Origin of the sequence: Streptomyces triculaminicus, assembly GCF_017349075.1 — a bacterium.
GTDB classification, from domain to species: domain Bacteria; phylum Actinomycetota; class Actinomycetes; order Streptomycetales; family Streptomycetaceae; genus Streptomyces; species Streptomyces triculaminicus.
Genome location: NZ_JAFMOF010000003.1, coordinates 232,215 through 253,234 on the forward strand (window position 1 = coordinate 232,215; position 21,020 = coordinate 253,234).

Annotated in this window: 16 protein-coding genes and 1 pseudogene; 10 read left to right on the forward strand and 7 right to left on the reverse strand. The window is 73.4% G+C overall.

Annotation, left to right across the window (positions count from 1 at the left end; all coding sequences use genetic code 11):
* The first annotated feature begins 86 nt into the window (after positions 1-86).
* The 10 genes from J1792_RS19695 (at position 87) to moeZ (ending at position 11,331) form a co-directional block, all read left to right on the forward strand.
* A complete protein-coding gene (locus tag J1792_RS19695) occupies positions 87-1,805 on the forward strand; it encodes an ABC transporter substrate-binding protein (RefSeq protein ID WP_207247912.1) in 1,719 nt (572 codons plus the stop codon).
* The gene (locus tag J1792_RS19700) at positions 1,802-2,806 is read left to right on the forward strand and encodes an ABC transporter permease (RefSeq protein ID WP_207247913.1); all 1,005 of its coding nucleotides are present in this window, start codon (positions 1,802-1,804) and stop codon (positions 2,804-2,806) included. Before J1792_RS19695 ends, J1792_RS19700 begins: the two co-directional genes overlap by 4 nt.
* On the forward strand, positions 2,803-3,792 hold the full coding sequence (locus tag J1792_RS19705; RefSeq protein WP_207247914.1) for an ABC transporter permease: 990 nt from the start codon (positions 2,803-2,805) through the stop codon (positions 3,790-3,792). The genes J1792_RS19700 and J1792_RS19705 overlap by 4 nt, the downstream gene beginning before the upstream one ends.
* Positions 3,789-5,429, forward strand: coding sequence for a dipeptide ABC transporter ATP-binding protein (locus J1792_RS19710; protein ID WP_207247915.1), 1,641 nt, complete (start codon positions 3,789-3,791; stop codon positions 5,427-5,429). The genes J1792_RS19705 and J1792_RS19710 overlap by 4 nt, the downstream gene beginning before the upstream one ends.
* A 161-nt stretch (positions 5,430-5,590) precedes the next feature.
* Positions 5,591-7,135, forward strand: coding sequence for a DUF3492 domain-containing protein (locus J1792_RS19715; protein WP_372446135.1), 1,545 nt, complete (start codon positions 5,591-5,593; stop codon positions 7,133-7,135).
* Positions 7,132-7,938, forward strand: a complete 807-nt coding sequence (locus tag J1792_RS19720; RefSeq protein WP_207247917.1) for a hypothetical protein — start codon at positions 7,132-7,134, stop codon at positions 7,936-7,938. Before J1792_RS19715 ends, J1792_RS19720 begins: the two co-directional genes overlap by 4 nt.
* Entirely contained in the window at positions 7,839-8,291 is a 453-nt protein-coding gene (locus J1792_RS19725) for a hypothetical protein (RefSeq protein ID WP_207247918.1), read from the forward strand. The genes J1792_RS19720 and J1792_RS19725 overlap by 100 nt, the downstream gene beginning before the upstream one ends.
* Positions 8,292-8,373: 82 nt before the next feature.
* Entirely contained in the window at positions 8,374-9,288 is a 915-nt protein-coding gene (locus tag J1792_RS19730; protein ID WP_086573224.1) for an NAD-dependent epimerase/dehydratase family protein, read from the forward strand.
* A gap of 49 nt (positions 9,289-9,337) precedes the next feature.
* A complete protein-coding gene (locus tag J1792_RS19735) occupies positions 9,338-10,054 on the forward strand; it encodes a spherulation-specific family 4 protein (protein ID WP_207248152.1) in 717 nt (238 codons plus the stop codon).
* 98 nt (positions 10,055-10,152) lie between these two features.
* A complete protein-coding gene (gene moeZ / locus J1792_RS19740; RefSeq protein ID WP_086575038.1) occupies positions 10,153-11,331 on the forward strand; it encodes an adenylyltransferase/sulfurtransferase MoeZ in 1,179 nt (392 codons plus the stop codon).
* An 84-nt stretch (positions 11,332-11,415) separates the two neighbouring features.
* On the opposite strand, the gene J1792_RS19745 is transcribed toward moeZ, so the two are convergent.
* The 7 genes and pseudogenes from J1792_RS19745 to J1792_RS19775 form a co-directional block, all read right to left on the reverse strand.
* Positions 11,416-12,969, reverse strand: a complete 1,554-nt coding sequence (locus J1792_RS19745; RefSeq protein ID WP_207247919.1) for an alpha/beta hydrolase — start codon at positions 12,967-12,969, stop codon at positions 11,416-11,418.
* Between the two features lie 63 nt (positions 12,970-13,032).
* On the reverse strand, positions 13,033-13,365 hold the full coding sequence (locus tag J1792_RS19750; RefSeq protein ID WP_207247920.1) for a hypothetical protein: 333 nt from the start codon (positions 13,363-13,365) through the stop codon (positions 13,033-13,035).
* A 185-nt stretch (positions 13,366-13,550) separates the two neighbouring features.
* Complete coding sequence (locus J1792_RS19755) at positions 13,551-15,092, reverse strand: alpha/beta hydrolase (protein ID WP_086572202.1); 1,542 nt, start codon at positions 15,090-15,092, stop codon at positions 13,551-13,553.
* 89 nt (positions 15,093-15,181) lie between these two features.
* Positions 15,182-17,099: pseudogene (locus J1792_RS19760) on the reverse strand (ABC transporter permease).
* Positions 17,096-17,860 (reverse strand): molybdate ABC transporter substrate-binding protein, encoded by a 765-nt coding sequence (gene modA, locus J1792_RS19765; RefSeq protein ID WP_207247921.1) that lies wholly within the window; start codon positions 17,858-17,860, stop codon positions 17,096-17,098. The pseudogene J1792_RS19760 and the gene modA overlap by 4 nt, the downstream one beginning before the upstream one ends.
* Before the next feature lie 12 nt (positions 17,861-17,872).
* Positions 17,873-18,265, reverse strand: coding sequence for a TOBE domain-containing protein (locus J1792_RS19770; protein WP_086571072.1), 393 nt, complete (start codon positions 18,263-18,265; stop codon positions 17,873-17,875).
* 44 nt (positions 18,266-18,309) lie between these two features.
* The gene (locus tag J1792_RS19775) at positions 18,310-21,000 is read right to left on the reverse strand and encodes a flippase-like domain-containing protein (RefSeq protein WP_086571070.1); all 2,691 of its coding nucleotides are present in this window, start codon (positions 20,998-21,000) and stop codon (positions 18,310-18,312) included.
* Positions 21,001-21,020 lie beyond the last annotated feature (20 nt).

The window sequence follows — 21,020 nt, forward strand, 5'->3', positions numbered from 1 at the left end:
TGCTTCCCGTGTGCTTTTCCCGACCGCCTTCCGTGGGTGCTTCGCGCTCTCCTCCCCCTCGCTTCCCGCGAAAGGCCTTTCCTGTCATGCGTCAGATGTCCGTCATATCCCGTCGGGTGGCCGCGGCCGCCGTCAGTGTGGTCCTGGCCGGCGGCGCGGCGGCGTGCGGCCCGGAGAAGAGCGGCGCCCAGGGCGGCGGCGCCGACGGCGCGCCCAAGAAGGGCGGCACGCTCACGGTCCTCAACAGAGGCCCGCAGAAGCAGTTCGACCCCGCGCGCCTCTACACCTCCGGCGGCGGCAACGTCCCCTCGCTCGTCTACCGCACCCTCACCACCCGCAACCGCGAGAACGGTGCCGAGGGCACCAAGGTCGTCCCCGACCTCGCCACGGACACCGGCACGCCCAGCGACGACGCCAAGACGTGGACGTACAAGCTCAAGGACGGGCTGAAGTTCGAGGACGGCTCGCCCATCACCTCCGCGGACATCAAGTACGGCGTGGAGCGCTCCTTCGCGGCCGAACTCTCCGGCGGCGCCCCCTACTTGCGCGACTGGCTGATCGGTGGCGACACCTACCAGGGCCCGTACAAGGAGAAGAAGGGCCTCGACTCCATCGAGACGCCCGATGCCAAGACCATCGTCTTCAAGCTGAAGAAGTCCGAGGGCGACTTCCCCTACTTCGCCACCTCCACCCAGTTCGCGCCCGTGCCCAAGGCCAAGGACACCGGCGCCAAGTACGCCGAGCACCCGGTCTCCTCCGGCCCGTACAAGGTCGTCAAGAACGTGGGCGACGGCGAGCAGCTGACCCTGGAGCGCAACCCCCACTGGTCCGAGGCGACGGACAAGGAGCGGCACGCCTACCCCGACCGGATCGAGGTCAGGTCCGGTCTGGCCCCGGCCGTCATCAACCAGCGGCTGTCCACCGGATCCGGCGCCGACGCCGCCGCGATCACCACCGACACCAACCTCGGCCCGGCCGAACTCGCCCAGGTCACCGGCGACAAGAAGCTCGCCGCCCGGGTCGGCACCGGCCACTTCGGCTACACGAACTACCTGGCGTTCAACCCCAAGGCCAAGCCCTTCGACGACCCGAAGGTGCGCGAGGCGATCTCCTACGCGATCAACCGCACCAGCGTCGTCAACGCCGCCGGGGGCTCCTCGCTCGCCGAGCCCGCCACCACCTTCCTGCCGAACCAGAAGTCCTTCGGGTACACCGCCCACGACCACTTCCCGGCGGGCGCCAAGGGCGACGTGGACAAGGCGAAGCAGCTGCTGAAGGAGGCGGGCCACGAGGACGGGCTGGAGATCACCCTCACCCACTCCACGGCCCAGAACGCCGAGACCAGCCCCGAGATCGCCACCGCCGTCCAGGCCGCCCTCAAGGACGCCGGGATCAAGGTCAAGCTCGAGGCCCTCGAGGACAACGACTACGAGGAGAAGGTCCACAGCGTCGACAAGCAGCCGGGCCTCTTCCTTGCCCACTGGGGTGCCGACTGGCCCTCCGGCGGTCCCTTCCTCGCGCCGGTCTTCGACGGCCGGCAGATCGTGAAGGACGGCTACAACTTCAACGCCTCCCGTCTCGACGACTCGAAGATCAACGACGAGATCGACGAGATCAACAAGATCACCGACCATGACGCGGCCGCCAAGCGCTGGGGCGCCCTCGACAAGAAGATCGGCGAGCAGGCCCTGACCGTGCCGCTCTTCCACCCCGTCTACAAGCGCCTCTACGGCAAGGACGTCAAGAACGTCGTCATCAGCGACTGGACCGGCGTCCTCGACATCTCGCAGGTCGCGGTCAAGTGACGACCGATCTGATCACCACCCGGGAACCGGAGGCGGGAGCCGCTCCCGCCTCCGGCGCCCGCCAGGTCTGGCGGCGGCTGCGCACGCGCAAGGCCGCGCTCGCGGCCGCCGCCGTGCTGGGCCTGCTCGTCCTCCTCGCCGTCGCCGCGCCCCTGCTGGCCGCGCTCGAGGGCCAGGACCCCAACGCGTACCACGACACCCTCGTCGACTCCGCCCGCGGCGGCGTGCCCTTCGGCGACCTCGGCGGCATCAGCGCCGAGCACTGGCTCGGCGTCGAACCCGGCACCGGCCGCGACCTGTTCGTACGCCTGCTGTACGGCGCCCGCGTCTCGCTGCTCGTCGCCGTCGGCGCGACCCTCGTCCAGATCCTCGTCGGCGTCGGTATCGGCCTCGCGGCCGCGCTCGGCAACCGCTTCGTCGAGAGCGTGCTCACCCACGTCACCGACGTGATGGTGGCGATGCCCCTGCTGGTCTTCGCCATCGCCCTGATGGCCGTCGCCCCGGCGGACTTCCCCCGCCCGCTGCTCCTCGCGATCGCCATCGGTCTGCTGCAGTGGGGCGGCATGGCGCGCCTCGTCCGCGCCCAGACCCTCGGCCTGAAGAAGCTCGACTTCGTCTCGGCCGCCCGGCTGACCGGAGGCTCCACCTGGCGGGTGGCCCGGCGCGAGCTGCTGCCCTCGCTCGCCGCCCCCGTGATCACCTACGCGGCGGTCCTGCTGCCGACCAACATCGTGCTCGAGGCGAGCATGTCCTTCCTCGGCGTCGGCGTGAAGCCCCCGACCCCCTCCTGGGGCCACATGCTCTCGTCGGCCACCACGTGGTTCCGCGCCGACCCCATGTACGTGGCGCTGCCGGCGCTCATGCTGTTCGTCACCACGCTGGCCTTCACCGTCCTCGGCGACGGGGTGCGCACGGCACTGGACCCGCGCGAGGCCTCACGCCTCCGCGTCGGCAGAAGCCGGCGCACGGCGCGCAAGAGCGGCGCGGAGGGCGTGGCATGACCGGATACCTCCTGCGGCGCGCCGCCGGCGCGCTCGCCGTCGTCCTCGTGCTCACCGCCGTCGTCTACGCGACCTTCTACATCGCCCCCGGCGACCCGGCCCGCCTGGCCTGCGGCCCGCGCTGCAACCCCGAGCAGATCGCCCAGGTCCGCGAGCAGCTCTCCCTCGGCGACCCCGTGTACACCCAGTACTGGCACTTCCTGCAGGGCATCCTCGCGGGGCACGACTACTCCACCGGCGCCGAGGTGGTGCACTGCGACGCGCCCTGCTTCGGCCTGTCGTACCAGAACAACCAGCAGGTCACCGACATGCTCGTCGAGCGGCTGCCGGCCACCGCCTCGCTCGCGGTCGGCGCCATGGCCGTATGGCTGCTGCTGGGCACCGGCACCGGCCTGCTGTCCGCGCTGCGCCGCGGCGGGATCACCGAACGGGTCCTGACCTGGCTCACCCTCGCCGGCACCGCCACCCCGGTCTTCATCAGCGGCCTCGGCCTGCTGATGCTCTTCTGCACCTACCTGGAGTGGCTGCCCTTCCCGTCCTACGTGCCGCTCACCGACGACCCCGAGCAGTGGGCCTGGAACATGCTGCTGCCATGGGCCGCGCTGGGGCTGCTGGAGTCGGCGAAGTACACCCGGCTGACCCGCTCCTCGATGCTGGAGACGCTGGCCGAGGACCACATCCGCACGTTCCGCGCCTACGGCGTCGGCGAGCGCTCGCTCGTCGCGCGGCACGCCCTGCGCGGCGCCGTCGCGCCCGTCATCGCGCTGTCGGCCGCCGACTTCGGGTCGATGTTCGGCAACGCGGTGCTCACCGAGATGATGTTCGGCCTGCCCGGGATCGGGCAGCTGCTGGTGAACTCCACCAAGAGCCTCGACCTGCCCGTGGTCGTCGCCGTGGTGACGGTCACCGGCACCGCCGTCGTCGTCGCCAACATCGTGGCGGACGTGCTCTACGCCGTCGCCGACCGAAGGGTGGCCCTGCGATGACGACCGAGCCGCTGGTGGCGGTCGACGGCCTGTCCGTCTCCTTCCCCGCCGGTCCCGACCCGGCCGACGGCCTGATCCGGGCCGTGGACGACCTGTCCTTCACCCTCCCGCCCGGCGGATCGCTCGGCATCGTCGGCGAGTCCGGTTCCGGCAAGTCCACCGCCGCCTACGCGCTGCTGGGCCTGCACCGGGGCACCGGCGCCCGCGTCGCCGGCTCGGTCACCGTCGCCGGGCACGACGTGGGCGCGGCCGACGACGCCGGGCTGCGCCGGCTGCGCGGCGGGGTGGCGGCCATGGTCTTCCAGGACCCGCTGTCCTCCCTGGACCCGTACCAGGCCGTCGGCGACCAGATCGCCGAGGTCTACCGCGTCCACCGCCGCGACGCCTCCCGCCGGGCCGCCCGGGCCCGCGCGGCCGAGGTCCTCGACCGGGTCGGCATCCCGGACGCGGCCCGCCGCGCCCGCTTCCGCCCGCACGAGTTCAGCGGCGGCATGCGCCAGCGCGCCCTCATCGCCATGGCCCTGGCCTGCGAACCCCGCCTGCTGGTCGCCGACGAGCCCACCACCGCCCTCGACGTCACCGTCCAGGCCCAGATCCTCGGCCTGCTGCGCGAGCTGCGCGAGGAGACCGGCATGGGCCTGATCCTGGTCACCCACGACCTCGGCGTCGCGGCCGGCAGCGTCGACGAGCTGCTGGTGATGAAGGACGGGCGGGCCGTGGAGCACGGCCCGCTGCGCGAGGTGCTCGGCACGCCGCGCGAGACCTACACCCGCGACCTGCTCGCCGCCGTCCCGCGCGTCGAGGCCCGCCGCCAGGCCCGGCCGGCCGCTGTGCGCGGAGGCGCGGACGACGACGGCGTGCTCCTCGAAGCCGTGGGCCTGACACGGCGGTTCGGGCGCGGCAAGCGGGCCGTCGACGCCGTGGACGAGGTGTCGCTGACCGTACGGGCCGGCGAGACCGTCGGCGTCGTCGGCGAGTCCGGCAGCGGCAAGACCACGCTCGGCCGGATGCTGGTGCGCCTGCTGGAGCCCACCGCCGGCGAGCTGCGCTACCGGGGCCGCGACATCGGCGGACTGAAGGAGCGTGAGCTGCGGCCGTTCCGCAGCGAGCTGCAGATGGTCTTCCAGGACCCGGTCTCCTCGCTCAACCCGCGCCGCAGCATCGGCGAGTCCATCGCCGACCCGCTGCGGGCTGCGGGGAAACTGGGTGACCATCAGATCACGGCCCGGGTAAGGGAACTGCTCGAGCGCGTCGGCCTCGACGCCGGCTCCTACCACCGCTACCCGCACGAGTTCAGCGGCGGCCAGCGGCAGCGCGTGGGCATCGCCCGGGCGCTGGCCCCCGAGCCGAAGCTGATCGTCTGTGACGAGCCCGTCTCCGCGCTCGACGTCACCACCCAGGCGCAGGTCGTGCGGCTGCTGGGCGAGTTGCAGCGGGACCTCGGCCTGTCCCTGGTCTTCATCGCCCACGACCTGGCCGTCGTACGCCAGGTCAGCGACCGGCTCGTGGTGATGCGCGGCGGGCGGATCGTGGAGGAGGGCCCGGCCGACTCGGTCTACGAGGACCCCCGGCACCCCTACACCCAGGGCCTGCTGGCGGCGGTGCCGGTGCTCGAACCGGCGGAAGCCGCTGCATAGCGCGAGACAACGTCTCATCTATTGGAAAGTCACTCCTGTTCACCCCTTCCGGTGGCGCGACGGACAACCGTCCGCCGCGCCACCGGGAAGCGCGCATAGCGTGCTCCCCGCTGCCGTAACGGCGGCTGCCGACAAGGGAGAACGGGGGTGCGTTCGTGCGTGTGGGACTGCTTTCCGAGGGCGGGTATCCGTATGCCGCCGGCGAGGGCGGGGAGTGGTGCGACCATCTGGTGCGCGGACTCGGCCAGCACGACTTCGAGCTCTACGCCCTGAGCCGCAGCGCCCGCCAGGAGGACAGCGGTTGGCACGCGCTGCCCGGCAACGTCCGCCGCGTGCGGGCGGCCCCGCTGTGGGGCGGCCCCGCACCGGGAAGCGTGGGGAGCGCCTACGGCTCCTACGGCCGCGAGCAGCGGCGCCGGTTCGCCGGGCACTTCGGGGACCTGGCCGCGGCGATCACCCTCCCCGGTGACCAGGCGTACCGTTTCGCCGACGGCCTCCACGGACTCGCCGACCTCGCCCGCGACGAAGGCGGCCTGGCCGCCGCCCTCCGCTCCGAACTGGCCCTGCGCGCCCTCGAGACCGCCTGCCGCGCACCCGGCGCCCACCCCGCCGCCTACAGCGCCAAGGTCGCCGACCTCCTGGTCGTCTCCGGCTTCCTGGAACGGGCCCTGCGCCCGCTCTCCCTCGACTGGTACGGCAGCGCCGACGGCGACCGGGGCCTCGCCGGCGTCGACCTCTGCCACGCCACCTCCGCCGGGCCCGCCGCCCTGCCGGGCCTGCTGGCCAAACGCTTCTTCGGTACCCCCCTGCTCGTCACCGAGTACGAGGTCCACCTGCGCGAGTACTACCTCGCCGGCACCGAGACCCTCTCCCTGCCCGTACGCACCCTCCTGTCGGCCTTCCACCGCCGCCTGGCCGCCCAGGTCTACGCCGAGGCCGCCCTGATCACCGCCGGCGACGGCCAGGCCCGGCGCTGGCAGGAGCGCTGTGGCGCCGACCGCGCCCGGCTGCGCACGATCCACCCCGGCATGGACGCCACCCTCTACGAGGCGGTGGGGGAGGGAGACCTGAACGACACCGCCGCCGGCCCCGCCGGCGGCGGACCGGCCCTGGTGTGGGCGGGCGGCGACGTCGAGCCCCACCTGTGGGAGGCACTGGCCGCCATGCGGACCGCCGAGCCCGGCGTACGGCTCAGGGTGCTCGGCCGGCCCCCCGCCTCCGGCAGCGTGCCCGACGGCGTCGCCTATGGTCCGGCCGTCGGCCCCGAGGACTACGCGGCCGGCGACGTCGTCGTCCTCTCCGGCGCGGCCGACGGCTTCCCCACGGCGCTGGCCGAGGCCATGTTCTGCGGCCGGGCCACGGTCTCGCCCGACGCCGGCGCGGTCCGCGAAGTCATCGGCGGCACGGGCCTGGTCGTCCCCGCGCAGGACCCGCGCGCCCTCGCCGAGGCCTGCCTCGCCCTGCTGCGCGAGCCCGAACGCCGCGCCCGGCTGGGCGCCGCCGCCCGGGCCCGCGCCCTGGAACTCTTCACCGTCGAGCAGAACGTCTCCGCCTTCGGCGCCCTCTATCTCGAGGTCCTCTCCCGCGCCCCGGTCCAGCACGCCGCCCCGGACCCCTCCGTCCCCTTCTCCCACGCCGCCGGCACCCAGCAGCCGCTCAGCGTCTCCCCCCGCGCCGCCTCACCCACCTGGGCGGGCCGCCCATGACGACATCGCTGCGGCCCGAGAACGCCGCGCCGAACCCCGTCGGCATAGCCGAAGCGACGGCCGGCGACGCCGCGCCCGGCGAAGGACCGGCCCCCGAGGAGACACGGGCGCACCCGGACGGGACGCCCGCCGACCCGGTCAAGGCGCTCCTGCGCCGGCACCACGCCCTGTGCGCCGGCGCCGTCGACCCCCTGGAGATCGCCGCCGGCCTGGAGGCCCGCGGCGTCTGCGACCGGGTGGCCGCCGCGTACCGCCACCGCGACGTGTTCGCCCTCGCCGAGGAGCTCCACGCGCGCGTGGAACGAGGACAGGAGAGCGAACGGACGGCGGAGCCCGCGCCCCGCCCGGCCGGTGACGGCCCCTGCGCCGTGCTCCGCGCCGGCTGGGGGACCACCGGATCGCTCGCCTGGCTGTGGCTGGCCGCCTACGCGCTCGTCGGCGACGGCCTGGTCGTCCTGCTGCTGCACGGCCGCCGCGGCCTCCCCCCGCAGGCCCTGGCGTCGGCCGCCGTGACCGCCGCCGCGCCCACCGCGCTCGCCCTGGCCTGCTCGGTGGCGCCCGCCGCCTGGTGCGCGCACTGGTTCGCCGGCCGGGCCCGGCGCGTGCTCGGCGCGAGCCGGGGCCTCGCCGAGTTCGGCAGGAGGGTACGGCCGGCGCTGCTGGTGACCGTCACGCTGTTCGTGGGCGCGCTGCTGGCCTTCCTGTGGCCCGCGCGCACCGCCCTGCCCGCCGGCCCCTCGCCCGCGGCCCCGGCCGCCACCCCCTCCTCGCCTACACCGCCGTCGCGGCGCTCGGCGGGCTGATCTTCCTGGCCCGGCTGCTCGCCGCGCACGGCCTGGCCCGGCCGGCCGTCGCCGCCGTCCTCGCCGCCGCCGTGGCCGAGGCGGTGCCGCTCGCCACCCTCCTCGCCGCCCGCCTGCCCGGCTGTGAGGCCCTGCGCTGGCCCGTCGGCCGGGCGGCCGACGCCTACGGACCCGCCGCGATACCGCTCGTCGCCTGCGCGCTGCCGGCCCTCGCCCTGCTGGCCCACGCCGTCCCCGCCCTGTCCCGGGCCTCGGTCCACGGACGCGGCGACCTCCCGCCCGTGCCCCCGCCGTCAGTCCCCCGGTGGCGCCCCCTGTGCCCACGGCATAGGGGAGCGTCCCTCGCCCGGTGACCCACCCACCCTTCAAGAGGAGAACAAGGACGATGACCGTTCACCCCCGCAGCACCACCGGGCGAGAGCGAGGGCACGACCGATGAGGGTCCTGCTGCTCGGCGCCAACGGCTACCTCGGCCGCTTCGTGGCCGACCGGCTGCTGGCCGACCCCGCCGTCCAGCTCACCGCGCTGGGCCGCGGGGACGACGCGGACGTCCGCTTCGACCTGGCCACCGGCAGCCCCGGCGCGCTCACCCGCTTCCTCAACGCCGTCCACCCCGGAGTCGTCATCAACTGCGCGGGCGCGACCAGGGGCGGGGCCCGCGAGCTGACCCGGCACAACACCGTGGCCGTCGCCACCGTCTGCGAGTCGCTGCGCCGCAGCGGCTGCGGGGCCCGCCTGGTGCAGGTGGGCTGCTCCTCGGAGTACGGCCCCTCCCAGCCCGGCTCCTCCACCGCCGAGGACGCCGTACCGCGCCCGGGCGGCCCGTACGGCGTCAGCAAGCTCGCCGCCACCGAGCTGGTGCTCGGCTCCGGCCTGGACGCCATCGTGCTGCGGGTCTTCTCGCCGGTCGGCCCGGGCACCCCGGCCGGCTCGCCGCTGGGCCGGCTCGCCGAGGCCATGCGCCGGGCGATGCAGAGCGGCGACAACGAACTCAAGCTCACCGGACTGGGCGTGCAGCGAGACTTCGTCGACGTCCGCGACATCGCCCGGGCCGTGCACGCCGCCTCGCTGTCCGCCGCCCAGGGGGCCGTCAACATCGGTACCGGCCGGGCGGTGCGGCTGCGCGACGCGGCGAACCTGCTCGCCCGGGTCGCCGGCTTCGGCGGCGCCCTGCACGAGCTCGACGACCCCCACCTGGGCGCCCCGCCCGCCTACCCCTACCCCGACGGCTGCGGCAGCTGGCAGCAGGCCGACGTGCGCACCGCCCGCGACCGCCTCGGCTGGCGGCCGCGCATCGGCCTGGAGGAGTCGCTGGCCGACATCTGGATGGAGGCGGCGTGTCGTATCTGATCTCGCCGGGCCACCGCCGCGCCCTCTCCGCCCGCAAGGCCCCCTCCGGCTGGCCGTCCCCGGCTTCGCCCACCCCCTGGTCGCCCCCGTCGAGTGGGGCGGGCTGCAGCGCGCCGGACTGCCCCTGGACTGGGTGGTGCTCGGCGGCAGTTCGCTGCGCGAGTCCGGCGGCGTCACCGGCGGGCCGGGCAGCCGCCAGGACCCGTACTGGCTGTCCGCCGTCGTCCCGCTGCGGACCGCCGGCATCCGCGTCCTCGGCCACCTCGACATGGGATACGGCTCGCGCCCCTTCGGCGAACTGCTCTCCGACGCCCAGCGCTTCCTCAACTGGTACCGCGTCGACGGCTTCGCCCTGGCCCGCTGCCCCGCGGACGCCGCCTCGCTCCCCGAGACCCGGCGCATGACCGGCGCGCTGCGCACCCTGCTCGACAAGGCGCACGTGGTGCTCGTGCACGGCACCCAGCCCGCCGCCGGCTACGCCGCCCTCGCCGACCAGCTGGTGACCTTCGCCGGCCCCTGGTCCCGCTACCGCTGGTCCCAGGCCGCCGAATGGACCGCCGAGCACCCTCCCGAGCGCTTCTGCCACCTCGTGCACGGCGTGCCGCGCTCGCATCTGGACGAGGCGCTGCGCATCGCCCGCTGGCAGGGCGCGGGCACCGTCTACTTCACCGACCGCACCGATCACGACCAGCTCGATCCCTGGGAGTCCCTGCCCGGCTACTGGGACGATTTCGTCTCGCGGATCGGACCTGCTGTCTCGGAATGAGACGGGGCGTGGCAGTGTTACGGGTACGTGCGCCCCGCACGCGCGGGGACGTTTCGCATGTGTCCGTTCGCGTATGTCCACCGACCTACGGAGACCCCGTGTCGCTGCCACCCCTGGTCGAGCCGGCCGCCGAGCTCACCGTCGACGAGGTTCGCAGGTACTCCCGCCACCTGATCATCCCGGACGTCGGGATGGACGGGCAGAAGCGGCTGAAGAACGCCAAGGTGCTCTGTGTGGGCGCGGGCGGGCTGGGCTCGCCCGCCCTGATGTACCTGGCCGCGGCCGGCGTGGGCACGCTGGGCATCGTGGAGTTCGACGAGGTCGACGAGTCGAACCTGCAGCGCCAGATCATCCACAGCCAGGCCGACATCGGCCGGCCGAAGGCGGAGTCCGCCCGTGACTCGGTCCTGGGCATCAACCCCTATGTGAACGTCGTTCTCCACGAGGGCCGGCTCGAGGCCGACAACGTCATGGAGATCTTCTCCCAGTACGACCTGATCGTGGACGGGACGGACAACTTCGCCACCCGCTACCTGGTCAACGACGCCTGCGTGCTGCTGAACAAGCCGTACGTCTGGGGCTCGATCTACCGCTTCGACGGCCAGGCGTCCGTCTTCTGGAGCGAGCACGGCCCCTGCTACCGCTGCCTCTACCCCGAGCCCCCGCCGCCCGGCATGGTCCCCTCGTGCGCCGAGGGCGGCGTCCTGGGCGTGCTCTGCGCCTCGATCGGCTCGATCCAGGTCAACGAGGCCATCAAGCTGCTGGCCGGCATCGGCGACCCGCTGGTCGGCCGGCTGATGATCTACGACGCCCTGGAGATGTCCTACCGCCAGGTGAAGGTCCGCAAGGACCCCGACTGCGCGGTCTGCGGCCCGAACCCCACCGTCACCGAGCTCATCGACTACGAGGCCTTCTGCGGCGTCGTCTCCGACGAGGCGCAGGCGGCGGCGGCCGGCTCGACCATCACTCCCAAGCAGCTCAAGGAGTGGATGGACGACGGCGAGAACATCGACATCATCGACGTCCGCGAGCCCAACGAGTACGAGATCGTCTCGATCCCCGGGGCCCGGCTGATCCCGAAGAACGAGTTCCTCATGGGCGACGCCCTGCAGGGGCTGCCGCAGGACAAGAAGATCGTCCTGCACTGCAAGACGGGTGTCCGCTCGGCGGAGGTGCTGGCCGTGCTGAAGTCGGCCGGGTTCTCCGACGCGGTGCACGTCGGCGGCGGCGTGATCGGCTGGGTCCACCAGATCGAGCCGCAGAAGCCGGTGTACTGAGGCCCGCACGCTCCCGGGGGACCCGGGAGCCGTGCCTGCTCTGAACCGCCCCCGCTCGCCTCGCGAGCGGGGGCGGTGCTCGTCTCACGGGCAGGTCGTGCCGTCCTTCGGCACCCTTCCCTCCAGGAAGTCGGCGTTCACGGCCTTCGTCGCGCACTCGTCGACGCCGTACGTGCCATGGCCCTCGCCGGTGACCGTCAGCCGGACGCCGACGCCCTTGCCGAGCTTCTCGGCCATCCTCTCGGCGCCCGCCACCGGCGTCGCCGGGTCGCCCGTGTTGCCGACCACCAGGATCGGCGCGGAGCCCTCGGCGCCCACCTCGGGCGTCTTCCACCGGCCCTTGACCGGCCAGTCCGTGCACGCCAGCAGCGACCAGGCGGCGGACTCGCCGAAGACGGGCGAGGCCGCGCGGAACTCCGGCAGGCGCCGCCGGACGTCCTCCACGGTGTAGCGCTGCTCGGCGTCCGCGCAGGAGATGGCCCGGTTGGCGGCCTGGAGGTTGCTGTAGCGGCCGTCGGGGGAGCGGCCGCTCAGCGAGTCGAAGAGCAGCAGCAGGGTGTTGCCGGTGCGCTTGCCGATGGCCTCCTGGAGGCCGGCCGTCAGGTACTTCCAGGTGTCCTTGGAGTAGAGCGCCGCCGCGATGCCGTTGACCGCCTCGTCCTGCGTGAGCTTGCGGCCCTGGGCGGTGGGCAGCGGGGTCGCGTCGAGGTTCTTCAGCAGCGTGGTGATCTCGTCCCGCGACGGGCAGCGGCCCCCCGCCGCGCCGCCCGCGCCGCCGGAGGCGCAGTCCTTGAGGTAGTCGTCCAGGGCGAGTTGGAAGCCCTTGGTCTGGCCGAGGTTGCCCTGCACGGGGTCCTGGGTGGGGTCCACGACGGCGTCGAGGACCGTGCGGCCGACGTGCTTCGGGTACAGGTGGGCGTACACCGCGCCCAGTTCGGTGCCGTAGGAGATGCCGAAGTAGTGCAGCTTCTCCTCGCCCAGCGCGGCCCTGATCAGGTCGAGGTCACGGGCGGCGCTGACGGTGTCCACGTGCGGCAGGACCTTCGCGGAGTTCTTGGCGCAGGCGTCGGTGTACGCCTTGTTCGAGGCGAGGGTCGCGCGGAGCTCGGCGTCGTCGTCGGGCGTGCCGTCGAGCTGGAAGGCGTCGTCCAGCTCCTTGTCGCTCTGGCAGCGCACGCCCGCGCTCTCCCCGACGCCCCGGGGGTCGAAGCTCACCAGGTCGAAGCGGCCGCGCAGGGTGGAGTACGTGTCGGCCAGGCCCGGCAGGGTCGCCACGCCGGAGCCGCCGGGGCCGCCGAAGTTGAAGACGAGCGAGCCGATGCGGTGGGAGCCGTCGGTCGCCCTGGCCCGGATCAGTGCGAGCTCGATCTTCTCGCCGTCCGGCTTCGCGTGGTCCAGCGGGACGGGCAGCTTCGCGCACTCCCACCCCTTGCCGGGCGCCTTGCCGCCGCCCTGGGCGGCGGTGGGGGCGGAGCAGCGGCTCCAGCGGAGCGGGGCGGCCGAGGACCGGCCCTTGTCGTCGGTGGCGCTCGGGCCGTCGGCGCCGGGCTGCGCGTCGCCGCCGCAGCCGGTCGCGGTGAGGGCGATCGCCAGGGCGGCGGAAGCGAGGGCGAGGGCCCTTGGCCGTGTGGGACTCATTCCATCGACTCTACGGAGGAATCGGGCCGCCGGGCGTCCCCCGCCCCCGGCGTACGGTCGCCGTCAGAGGGAGCGCGGGGGCGTACGCCTCCTTCGCGCTCGTCGCGGCCGTGGGCGTCGGCGAGGGCGGCGACGGCGGGCCGGGGCTGGCGGGGTCGGCGCCGGGAGCGGGGCGGGCACCGTCGCCTCCGTGGTCGCGGCCGTCGTGCCGGGCGTGTCCTGGTGGTCCGGCTGCTCCAGGGGGCTCGACTGCGTCTGCCAGAGCGAGACCAGGGCGGCCAGCAGGGCCGCGACGGCCAGTGAGCCCGTGAGCAGCCGGGCCCGCCGTTCCTCCCGGTCCCCGCCCCTGGGGTGCCCGTACCCGTCGTCGTCGCCGTGCTCGGTGGTCCGGGACATCGCTTCCCTCCCCTCGCCGCCGCCCGCTCGGCGGTGACCGGTGCGTGGTTCCCTGCGGAACTCGCGTGCGGGAGATGGTAGTGCGGGCCACTGACATTCGAGCGGACGGAGTTCGTCCTACCAGTGTGATGTGCTAAAGGGTGCTATCGGTCCTATCGGTGCTATGACCACACCTATGTGTACACCTATGAACACACCTTATTGGGTCCTGGAACAGTGCCTTCCAAGAGGTATGCGTCGACTGCGGACTTCACACAGGCATTGCCGCTGTCGTACGCCCCATGGCCTTCGCCCCGGTACGTCATCTCCACCCCGACCCCCGGCCCGAGCTCCTGGGCCATCTTGTGCGCTCCCTCGTAAGGAGTCGCCGGGTCACCGGTGTTGCCGACGACGAGGATGGGCGCCGCGCCCTTCGCGCTCACATCGGGCGTCAGCCATTCGCCCTTTACGGGCCAACCGGTGCACTGCAGCAGGCTCCACGCCATGAAGTCGCCGAAGACCGGCGACGCCTTGCGGAACTCCGCCTGCTTCTGCCGGGCCTGCTCGGCCGTGTAGCGCTGGGCGAAGTCCGCGCAGGTGATGGCCGTGAGGGAGGCCTGCAGGGAGCTGTACTTGCCGTCCTGGCCACGGCCGTTCATGGCGTCGCCGAGTGCGAGGAGGATCTTGCCGTCGTTGTTCTCGGCGTCCTCGACGCCCTCGGTGAGGTAGTCCCAGAAGTCCTTCGAGTACAGGGACTGCGCGATGCCGCTCGTGGCGAGCGACTGCGTCAGGTCGCGGCCCTCGCCGCCGGGGACGGGCTGCTTGTCCAGGCGCGCCAGCAGGCTCGTGATCTGCTGCTCGGTGGGGCAGTTGTCGGACGTCTGTGTGCATGCCGTCATGTAGTTGCCGAGGGCCAGCTGGAAGCCGGCGGCCTGGGCGAGGGCGCTCTGCACGGGGTCGCTCGCCGGGTCCACCACGCCGTCGAACAGCGCGCGGCCGACGTTCTTGGGGAACAAGTGGGCGTAGACGCCGCCCAGTTCCGTGCCGTACGAGACGCCGAAGTAGTGCAGCTTGTCGTCGCCCAAGACCTGCCGCATCAGGTCCATGTCGCGGGCGGCGTTGGAGGTGCCGACGTACGGGAGGATCTTGCCGGAGTTCTTCCGGCAGCCCGCCGCGTACTTCTCGGTCCGCTCCACCATCGACGTCGCCTCCCGGTCGGTGGTGGGCGTGGCGTCGGAGGCGTAGTACGCGTCGAGCTCCTTGTCGCCCATGCAGGTCACGCCGCTGCTGCGGCCCACTCCGCGCGGGTCGAAGCTGACCAGGTCGTAACGGGTGCGCAGGGTGCGGTAGTCGTCGGCGAACGCCGGGAGGGTGGTGACGCCGGAGCCGCCGGGGCCGCCGAAGTTGAAGACGAGCGAGCCGATGCGGTGGGACTGGTCGGTGGCCTTCGCGCGGATCATGGCGATGCCGATGGTCTCGCCCTGGGGGTGCGCGTAGTCGAGGGGCGCGCGCAGGGTCGCGCACTCCCAGTCGCCGCCCGGGGGGCTGCCGGCGGCTTCGCCGCCGCCCTGGCTGCGGCTGGGCGGCGGGCAGGACTTCCAGTTCAGCTTCTGGGTCGTGGAGGCGTTGGCGGTGTCCGTGTCGCTGTGCCCGTCGCCGCCGCTGCCGCCGCTGCAGCCCGCTGTCAGGGTGAGCAGTGCGGCGGAGAGCAGGGCCTTGGCTCTGGTCGCCCATGCGGATCTGGACACGGCTCCATCCTCCGGGCGGGGTGGGAGGGGCGCGCGTGGTGCGGTGCGTACGGGTTACCGGGGTTGGCGGCTCGTACGGCTCATCCGGCTCATCCGGGTACGAAGGTGACCTCGGTGGCCTTGATCGTCACCCAGACCGGGGTGCCCTCGGCGAGGGCGAGGTCCGCCGCCGCGGCGGGGGTGATCTCGGCCACCACGTCGGGGGTGCCGCTGATGAGCGCGCGCACCCGGCCGCCCTGGGCGGCGAGCTCGCCGACCTTGCCCTGCCAGGCGTTGCGGGCGGCGGCACCCGTGGGGCGGGTGGTGTGCAGTTGGACCGCCGAGGTGGGGACCACGGCCAGGCCGTGGGGCGCGGCGGGCCGGTCGGCCGTGGTGAGTCTCGCGCCGTCGTCGAGCAGGAGGGTGCCGTCCGGCGCCGCCTCGGCCGGCCAGGCGTTGTGGCCCAGCATGCGGGCCGTCCAGGGCGAGCGCGGGTGGCGGGTCAGCTCGGCGGGCGTGGCGTACTGCGTGGTGCGGCCCTCCTCCAGTACGAGGACGTGGTCGGCCAGCGACACCGCCTCCACGGGGTCGTGGGTGACGATCAGGCAGACGCCGGGGAAGCCGGCGAGGTGGGTGCGCAGGGTGTGGCGGACGTGGGCCCGGGTGGACTGGTCCAGGGCCGCCAGCGGCTCGTCCAGCAGGAGCAGGCGGGGGCGGGACGCCAGCGCGCGGGCCAGCGCCACACGCTGGGCCTGGCCGCCGCTGAGCCGGCCGGGCCTGCGGTGGGCCAGGTGGGCCACGCCCAGGCTCTCCAGCCACCGGTGGGCCTCCTGACGGGCCCGGGCCCTGGGTGTGCCGTGGGTCCTCAGGCCGTACGCCGTGTTCCCCAGGGCCGTGAGGTGGGGGAACAGGGCGCCGTCCTGGGGCACCCAGGCGATCCCCCGGCGGTGCGGCGGGGTGGCGGACGTCTCGGCGCCGCCCAGGGTGAGGGTGGTCGCCGTGGCGCGGGTCGTCAGGCCCAGCAGGGCGCGCAGGAGCGTGGTCTTGCCCGCGCCGTTCGGGCCCACGACCGCGATCGTCGTTCCGGCCTCGGCGCGCAGCGTCGTGCCCACCGCGCCCTCCACCGTGGTGCGCAGGGGTACGGGGTGGGAAGGGGCCGGGGCGGGGCGGCCGTTCCGGGGCCGCTTGGTCCACGGCGGTCGCCGTCCGCCCTGCGGCGTGCTCCGCGTGCGGCCGCTCGTCACGGGCGCGTTGCGGGTTGAGCCAGCGGCCGCGCAGGGACACGAGGACCAGCGTCGCGATCAGCAGGAGGAGGAGGGAGAGGGCCGTCGCCCCCTCGGGGTCGTTCTGCAGAAGGAGGTAGACCTGCAGGGGGAGCGTCTGGGTGGTGCCGGGGAGGTTGCCCGCGAACGTGATCGTCGCGCCGAACTCGCCCAGCGCGCGGGCCCAGCAGAGCGCCGCTCCCGCCAGCAGCCCCGGCGCGATCATCGGCAGCGTGATCGTGCGGAAGACCCGCAGAGGGGACGCCCCCAGGGACGTGGCCGTCTCCTCGTAGCGGGGGTGGAGCGTGTTCAGGGCGCCTTCCAGGCTGATCACCAGGAACGGCATCGCGACGAACGCCGAGGCCACGACCGCCCCAGCCGTCGAGAACGGGAGGGTGACGCCCCACTGCTCCAGGTACGGGCCCAGGACGCCCCTCCGCCCGTAGCCCTGGAGCAGCGCCACGCCCGCGACCGTGGGCGGCAGCACCATCGGCAGCATCACCAGGCAGCGCACCAGCGCCTTGCCGGGGAACTCCGTCCTGGCCAGCAGCCACGCCAGCGGAACGCCCAGGAGGAGGGACAGCGCCAGCGCGCAGGACGACACCAGGAGGCTGAGCTTCAGCGCCTGGGTCGTCTGGGGCGCTGTCAGGTGGGCGGGGAGCGCGGCCCACGGGGTGCGGGCCAGGATGCCCGTCAGGGGGAGGAGGAGGAACGCCACCGCCAGGGCGGCCGGTGCCGCCAGCGTCAGGGGAGCGCGCGCCCTCATGGCTGCTGGAACCCCGCCGCCCTGAGGATCTTCTGGGCCTCCGGGCCGCTCAGCCAGGTGACGAAGTCGTTCGCCTCCTCGGTGTGCACCGCGTTCTTGAGCGTCGCCGCCGGGTACGACGCCACCGCGTTCTGCGCGTCGGGGATCGTCACCGTCGCGACCTTGTTCTTCGCCGCCGAGGCGTCGGTGACGTAGACGATTCCGGCGTCCGCCTCGCCGAGGGCGACCTTGCTCAGGACCGCGCGGACGTTCGGCTCCTGGGAGGCGGGCTTGACCGTGACGTGCTGCTGGTCGAGGACCTTCTTGCTGTAGCGGCCCACCGGCACCTCGGGGGCGGCCAGGACGACCTTGAGGTCCGGCTTGGAGAGGTCGGACAGTTCCTTGATGTTCTTGGGGTTGCCCGGGGCCGTCGCGATGGTCAGGCGGTTCTTGGCGATCGTGTGCGGGGCGTTCGCCTGCTGGGCGAGGCCCTCCATCGTCTTGGTGTCGGCCGTCACCAGGGCGTCCGCCGGGACGCCCTGCCGGACCTGGGACGCCAGCTCCTGGGAGCCCGCGAAGGAGAAGGTGAGCTTGATGTCCGGGTGGGCCTTCTCGTAGGCCGCGCCCGCCTCCTTGAAGACGTCCGTCAGGGAGGCCGCCGCCAGGACGGTGACCGTGGTCCGCTTCTTGGCGTCGTCGTGCTCGGCCTCGCTGTCGCAGGCCGCCACGAGCGGGACGAGGAGCGCGGCCACCAGGGCGGTACGGATGAGGGTGCGGGACATGTCGTCTCCTGGTCAGCCGCGGTCGATGTGCACGTTGGTGGCCTTCACCCGGGCCACGGCCTCCATGCCGACGGCCAGGCCCAGCTCCTCGACGGCCTCACGGGTGAGGAGGGAGACCAGGCGGTGCGGGCCGGCCTGGATCTCCACCTGGGCGGCCACGTCGCCCAGCTTGACCGCCGTGATGATGCCCGGGAAGGCGTTGCGGGCCGTGGTGTACGGCTCGTCGGCCTCGCTCGCCTCGGCCGCCAGCGTCACCGAGAACGCCGCCAGGTCCGGGCCCTCGATCAGGCGCTTGCCCGCCTCGTCCCGGCGGGTGGGGATCCGGCCGGCGTCGGCCCAGCGCCGCACGGTGTCCGGGCTGACGCTGAGCAGACGGGCAGCCTGCCCGATGGTGTACGACCGCATATGCGGCACCGTATGGCGTCGTGGGTCGCAGATGCAAGGCTGATCTAGATGGAGCCCTTGCGGGTGAGATGACTGAAGGACGCCCAGCCGGGGAGCACCGGGAGCCACAGGGTCATCAGGCGGAAGAGGAGCACCGCCGGTGCCGCCTGCTCCGCGGGCAGGCCCGCGAAGGTCAGGGCACCGGTCAGGGCGAACTCCACCGCGCCCACGCCGCCCGGGGTCGGCGCCGCCGAGCCCAGGGCGTTGGCGGTCAGGAAGACCACGGCGATGCTGGCGTAGCTGAGCTCGCCGCCGAAGGCGCGGATCGAGGCGTCCAGGCACATCACGTTGGCCGCGGTCAGCATCAGCATGCCGCCGATGCCGAAGAGGAGCTTCTGCGGCCGCTGGAGCACGTCCAGCATGCGGGGCACCACGCCGGCGAACAGCGACCGCAGGCGGGTCGAGACGAACTTCCGCAGGACCGGGATCGCGGCGACGACCAGCACCAGGACGGCCGCGGTGAGCAGGCCGCCGATCACGGTGCGGGACGGGCCGAGGGTGGAGCTGCGCTCGGTTCCGGTGACGTAGCCGAAGGACAGCAGCAGCATGATGTGGCAGGCCAGGCTGAACAGCTGGGAGGCCCCCACGCTCGCCACGGCCAGTCCGGGGCGGACGCCCTCGCGCTGCAGGAAGCGGGTGTTCAGGGCCACGCCGCCGACGGCGGCCGGTGCCACGAGCTTCACGAACGAGCCCGCGACCTGCGCGAGGACCGTACGGGCGAAGGGCACCTTCTCGGGGACGAAGCCCAGCAGGCTCATCGCGGCGGCGACGTAGGTCAGCACCTGGAAGGCGACCGCGACCGCCACCCAGGCCCAGTTGGCCTTGTCGACGAGGTCGCCGAACTTGATGTGCGTGAGCTGGGAGAGGAGGAAGTAGGCGGCGAACGCTCCGGCCACGAAGCTGATGAGGGTGCGCGGCTTGACGCGTTCGAGGCGCACGGGCTCTATCGGGGCCTGGGGGCGGATCAGAAGCACCTGCCGGCGGATCTGCGCGAGCAGGTCCTCCTCGCGGGCCTCCTCGAGGGCCTCGCCCATGGCCTTCTTCTCGGCCTGCCGCTCGGCCTTGAGCGCCTTGCGGCTGACCTCGTCGGAGCGCGCCTCCTTGGCCAGGTCGGCCGCCTCGAGGACCTTCTCGCGCTCGCGCTGGGCGCGCTCCCGGGCGAGCTGGCGCAGGGTCGCGCGGCTGATCCGGGTGAGGGCGAGCGGCTGGAGCAGGGGGAGGCTGTCGGCGACGGCGTCGGGGCCGAGGACGGCCACGCCGGTGGCCACGGCCCGTTCGGCGCCGACGCGCAGGCCGAGGGTGACGAGGAGCTGGGCGACGTCCATGCGCAGGACCAGGTCGCCGGCGGCGATCTCGCCGCCGCGCAGGTCGGTCAGGACGACATTGCCGGAACGATCCACCAGCAGGGCGTCGCCGTCGAGCCTGCGGTGGGCGATCCGGCGGGACTGCAGGGCCCGCACCTGGCGCCAGGCGCCCGCCAGGAGCTCGTCGGTGAGCTCCTCGGTGGGGAGGGCGTCGAGCGTGCGGCCGCCGACGTGCTCGTAGACGAGCATGACGGCGTCCGGGCCGAGCTCGGAGGTGGCGATGAGCTTGGGAGCGTTGGCCCCGGCGGCGATGGCCGCGTAGGCGAGCAGCGCCTCCTGCTCGAGGGCCTGGCGCAGGGACAGCAGGCTGCGCCGCTGGATGATGCCGCGCAGCGCCAGGCGCTGCCAGACGCGGTAGAAGAAGCCCTGCGCCTGCTGTTCGCGGTCGACGACCGTGACGTCGAGGGGCGGGCCGTCCTCCAGCGTGACGATGTAGCGGCGGCCCCGGTCCTGGGACGGCGAGGGCTCGGTGTCGGTCGTGTCCTCCGCGCGGAGGGCGGAGACGGGCTTGAAGCCGACGCGGCGCAGGCCCGCCAGGAGGTGCTGGCCGGTGGGGCGCACGTTGGGGGAGCCGACGGCGTAGAGGGTGCCGTAGGCGACGGTCCAGCCGATCAGGACGGTGATGGCGATGGAGAACGGCGTGGTGTAGCCGTTGACCAGCACCGCGAAGGCGTCCAGGAGGAGCACGGCCCACATGGCCACGCGCCAGCGGGGCCGGCGGGACATGCCGACGGCCGTCATATAGGCGATCACGGGGGCCAGATAGCCGTGCACCGGGTCGGTGAGGCCGCCGGTGGGCGAGGTCTGGGTGAGCGCGGCGCGGATGGACTCGGGCGCGGCCTCGGCCACCCAGAGGGCGGTGGCCAGGGAGACGCCGTGGGCCAGCACGGCGGCCAGGACGCCGTCGGCGATGCGCAGGCCGTCGCGTTTGATCAGCCGCTCGATGGCGAAGGCCACCGGGACGATGAAGATCGCGACGTTGGCGGCGAGCCCGGCGAAGCTCGCCAGCAGCTGGGGCGCCTTGCCGGTGCTCTCGCTGACGTCCTGCGCCAGGCCGGTGGTGGTGGCGTGGGCGAAGGCCGCGAGGGCGAGCACGAGGGCGATGCCCACGATGCCCAGGAACAGCCGTACGAGGTCGGCCGGGCGGTGGACGCGGGCGGGGAGCAGGGGCTCGTCGCCGGAGACCTTGTCGATGTGGACCTCGCCGCCTTCGCACGTGAACCTGCCGGGGTCCTCCGGCTCACCGTCGCAGGGCAGCACCTCGGGGGCGCGGGCCTCGTCCGGAGGCTGCGCGCCCTGCTGCTCGTTGGTCTCTTCTCGGTCTCGTATCACCAGTCACCGCCCGGAAGATG

What these genes read in the sequence shown, in the direction of transcription:
- J1792_RS19695 (WP_207247912.1), top strand. Translation starts at nt 87, where the DNA reads ATGCGTCAGATGTCCGTCATATCCCGTCGGGTGGCCGCGGCCGCCGTC.
- J1792_RS19705 (WP_207247914.1), top strand. Translation starts at nt 2,803, where the DNA reads ATGACCGGATACCTCCTGCGGCGCGCCGCCGGCGCGCTCGCCGTCGTC.
- J1792_RS19710 (WP_207247915.1), top strand. Translation starts at nt 3,789, where the DNA reads ATGACGACCGAGCCGCTGGTGGCGGTCGACGGCCTGTCCGTCTCCTTC.
- J1792_RS19720 (WP_207247917.1), top strand. Translation starts at nt 7,132, where the DNA reads ATGACGACATCGCTGCGGCCCGAGAACGCCGCGCCGAACCCCGTCGGC.
- J1792_RS19730 (WP_086573224.1), top strand. Translation starts at nt 8,374, where the DNA reads ATGAGGGTCCTGCTGCTCGGCGCCAACGGCTACCTCGGCCGCTTCGTG.
- J1792_RS19745 (WP_207247919.1), bottom strand. Translation starts at nt 12,969, where the DNA reads ATGAGTCCCACACGGCCAAGGGCCCTCGCCCTCGCTTCCGCCGCCCTG.
- J1792_RS19750 (WP_207247920.1), bottom strand. Translation starts at nt 13,365, where the DNA reads ATGTCCCGGACCACCGAGCACGGCGACGACGACGGGTACGGGCACCCC.
- modA (WP_207247921.1), bottom strand. Translation starts at nt 17,860, where the DNA reads ATGTCCCGCACCCTCATCCGTACCGCCCTGGTGGCCGCGCTCCTCGTC.
- J1792_RS19770 (WP_086571072.1), bottom strand. Translation starts at nt 18,265, where the DNA reads ATGCGGTCGTACACCATCGGGCAGGCTGCCCGTCTGCTCAGCGTCAGC.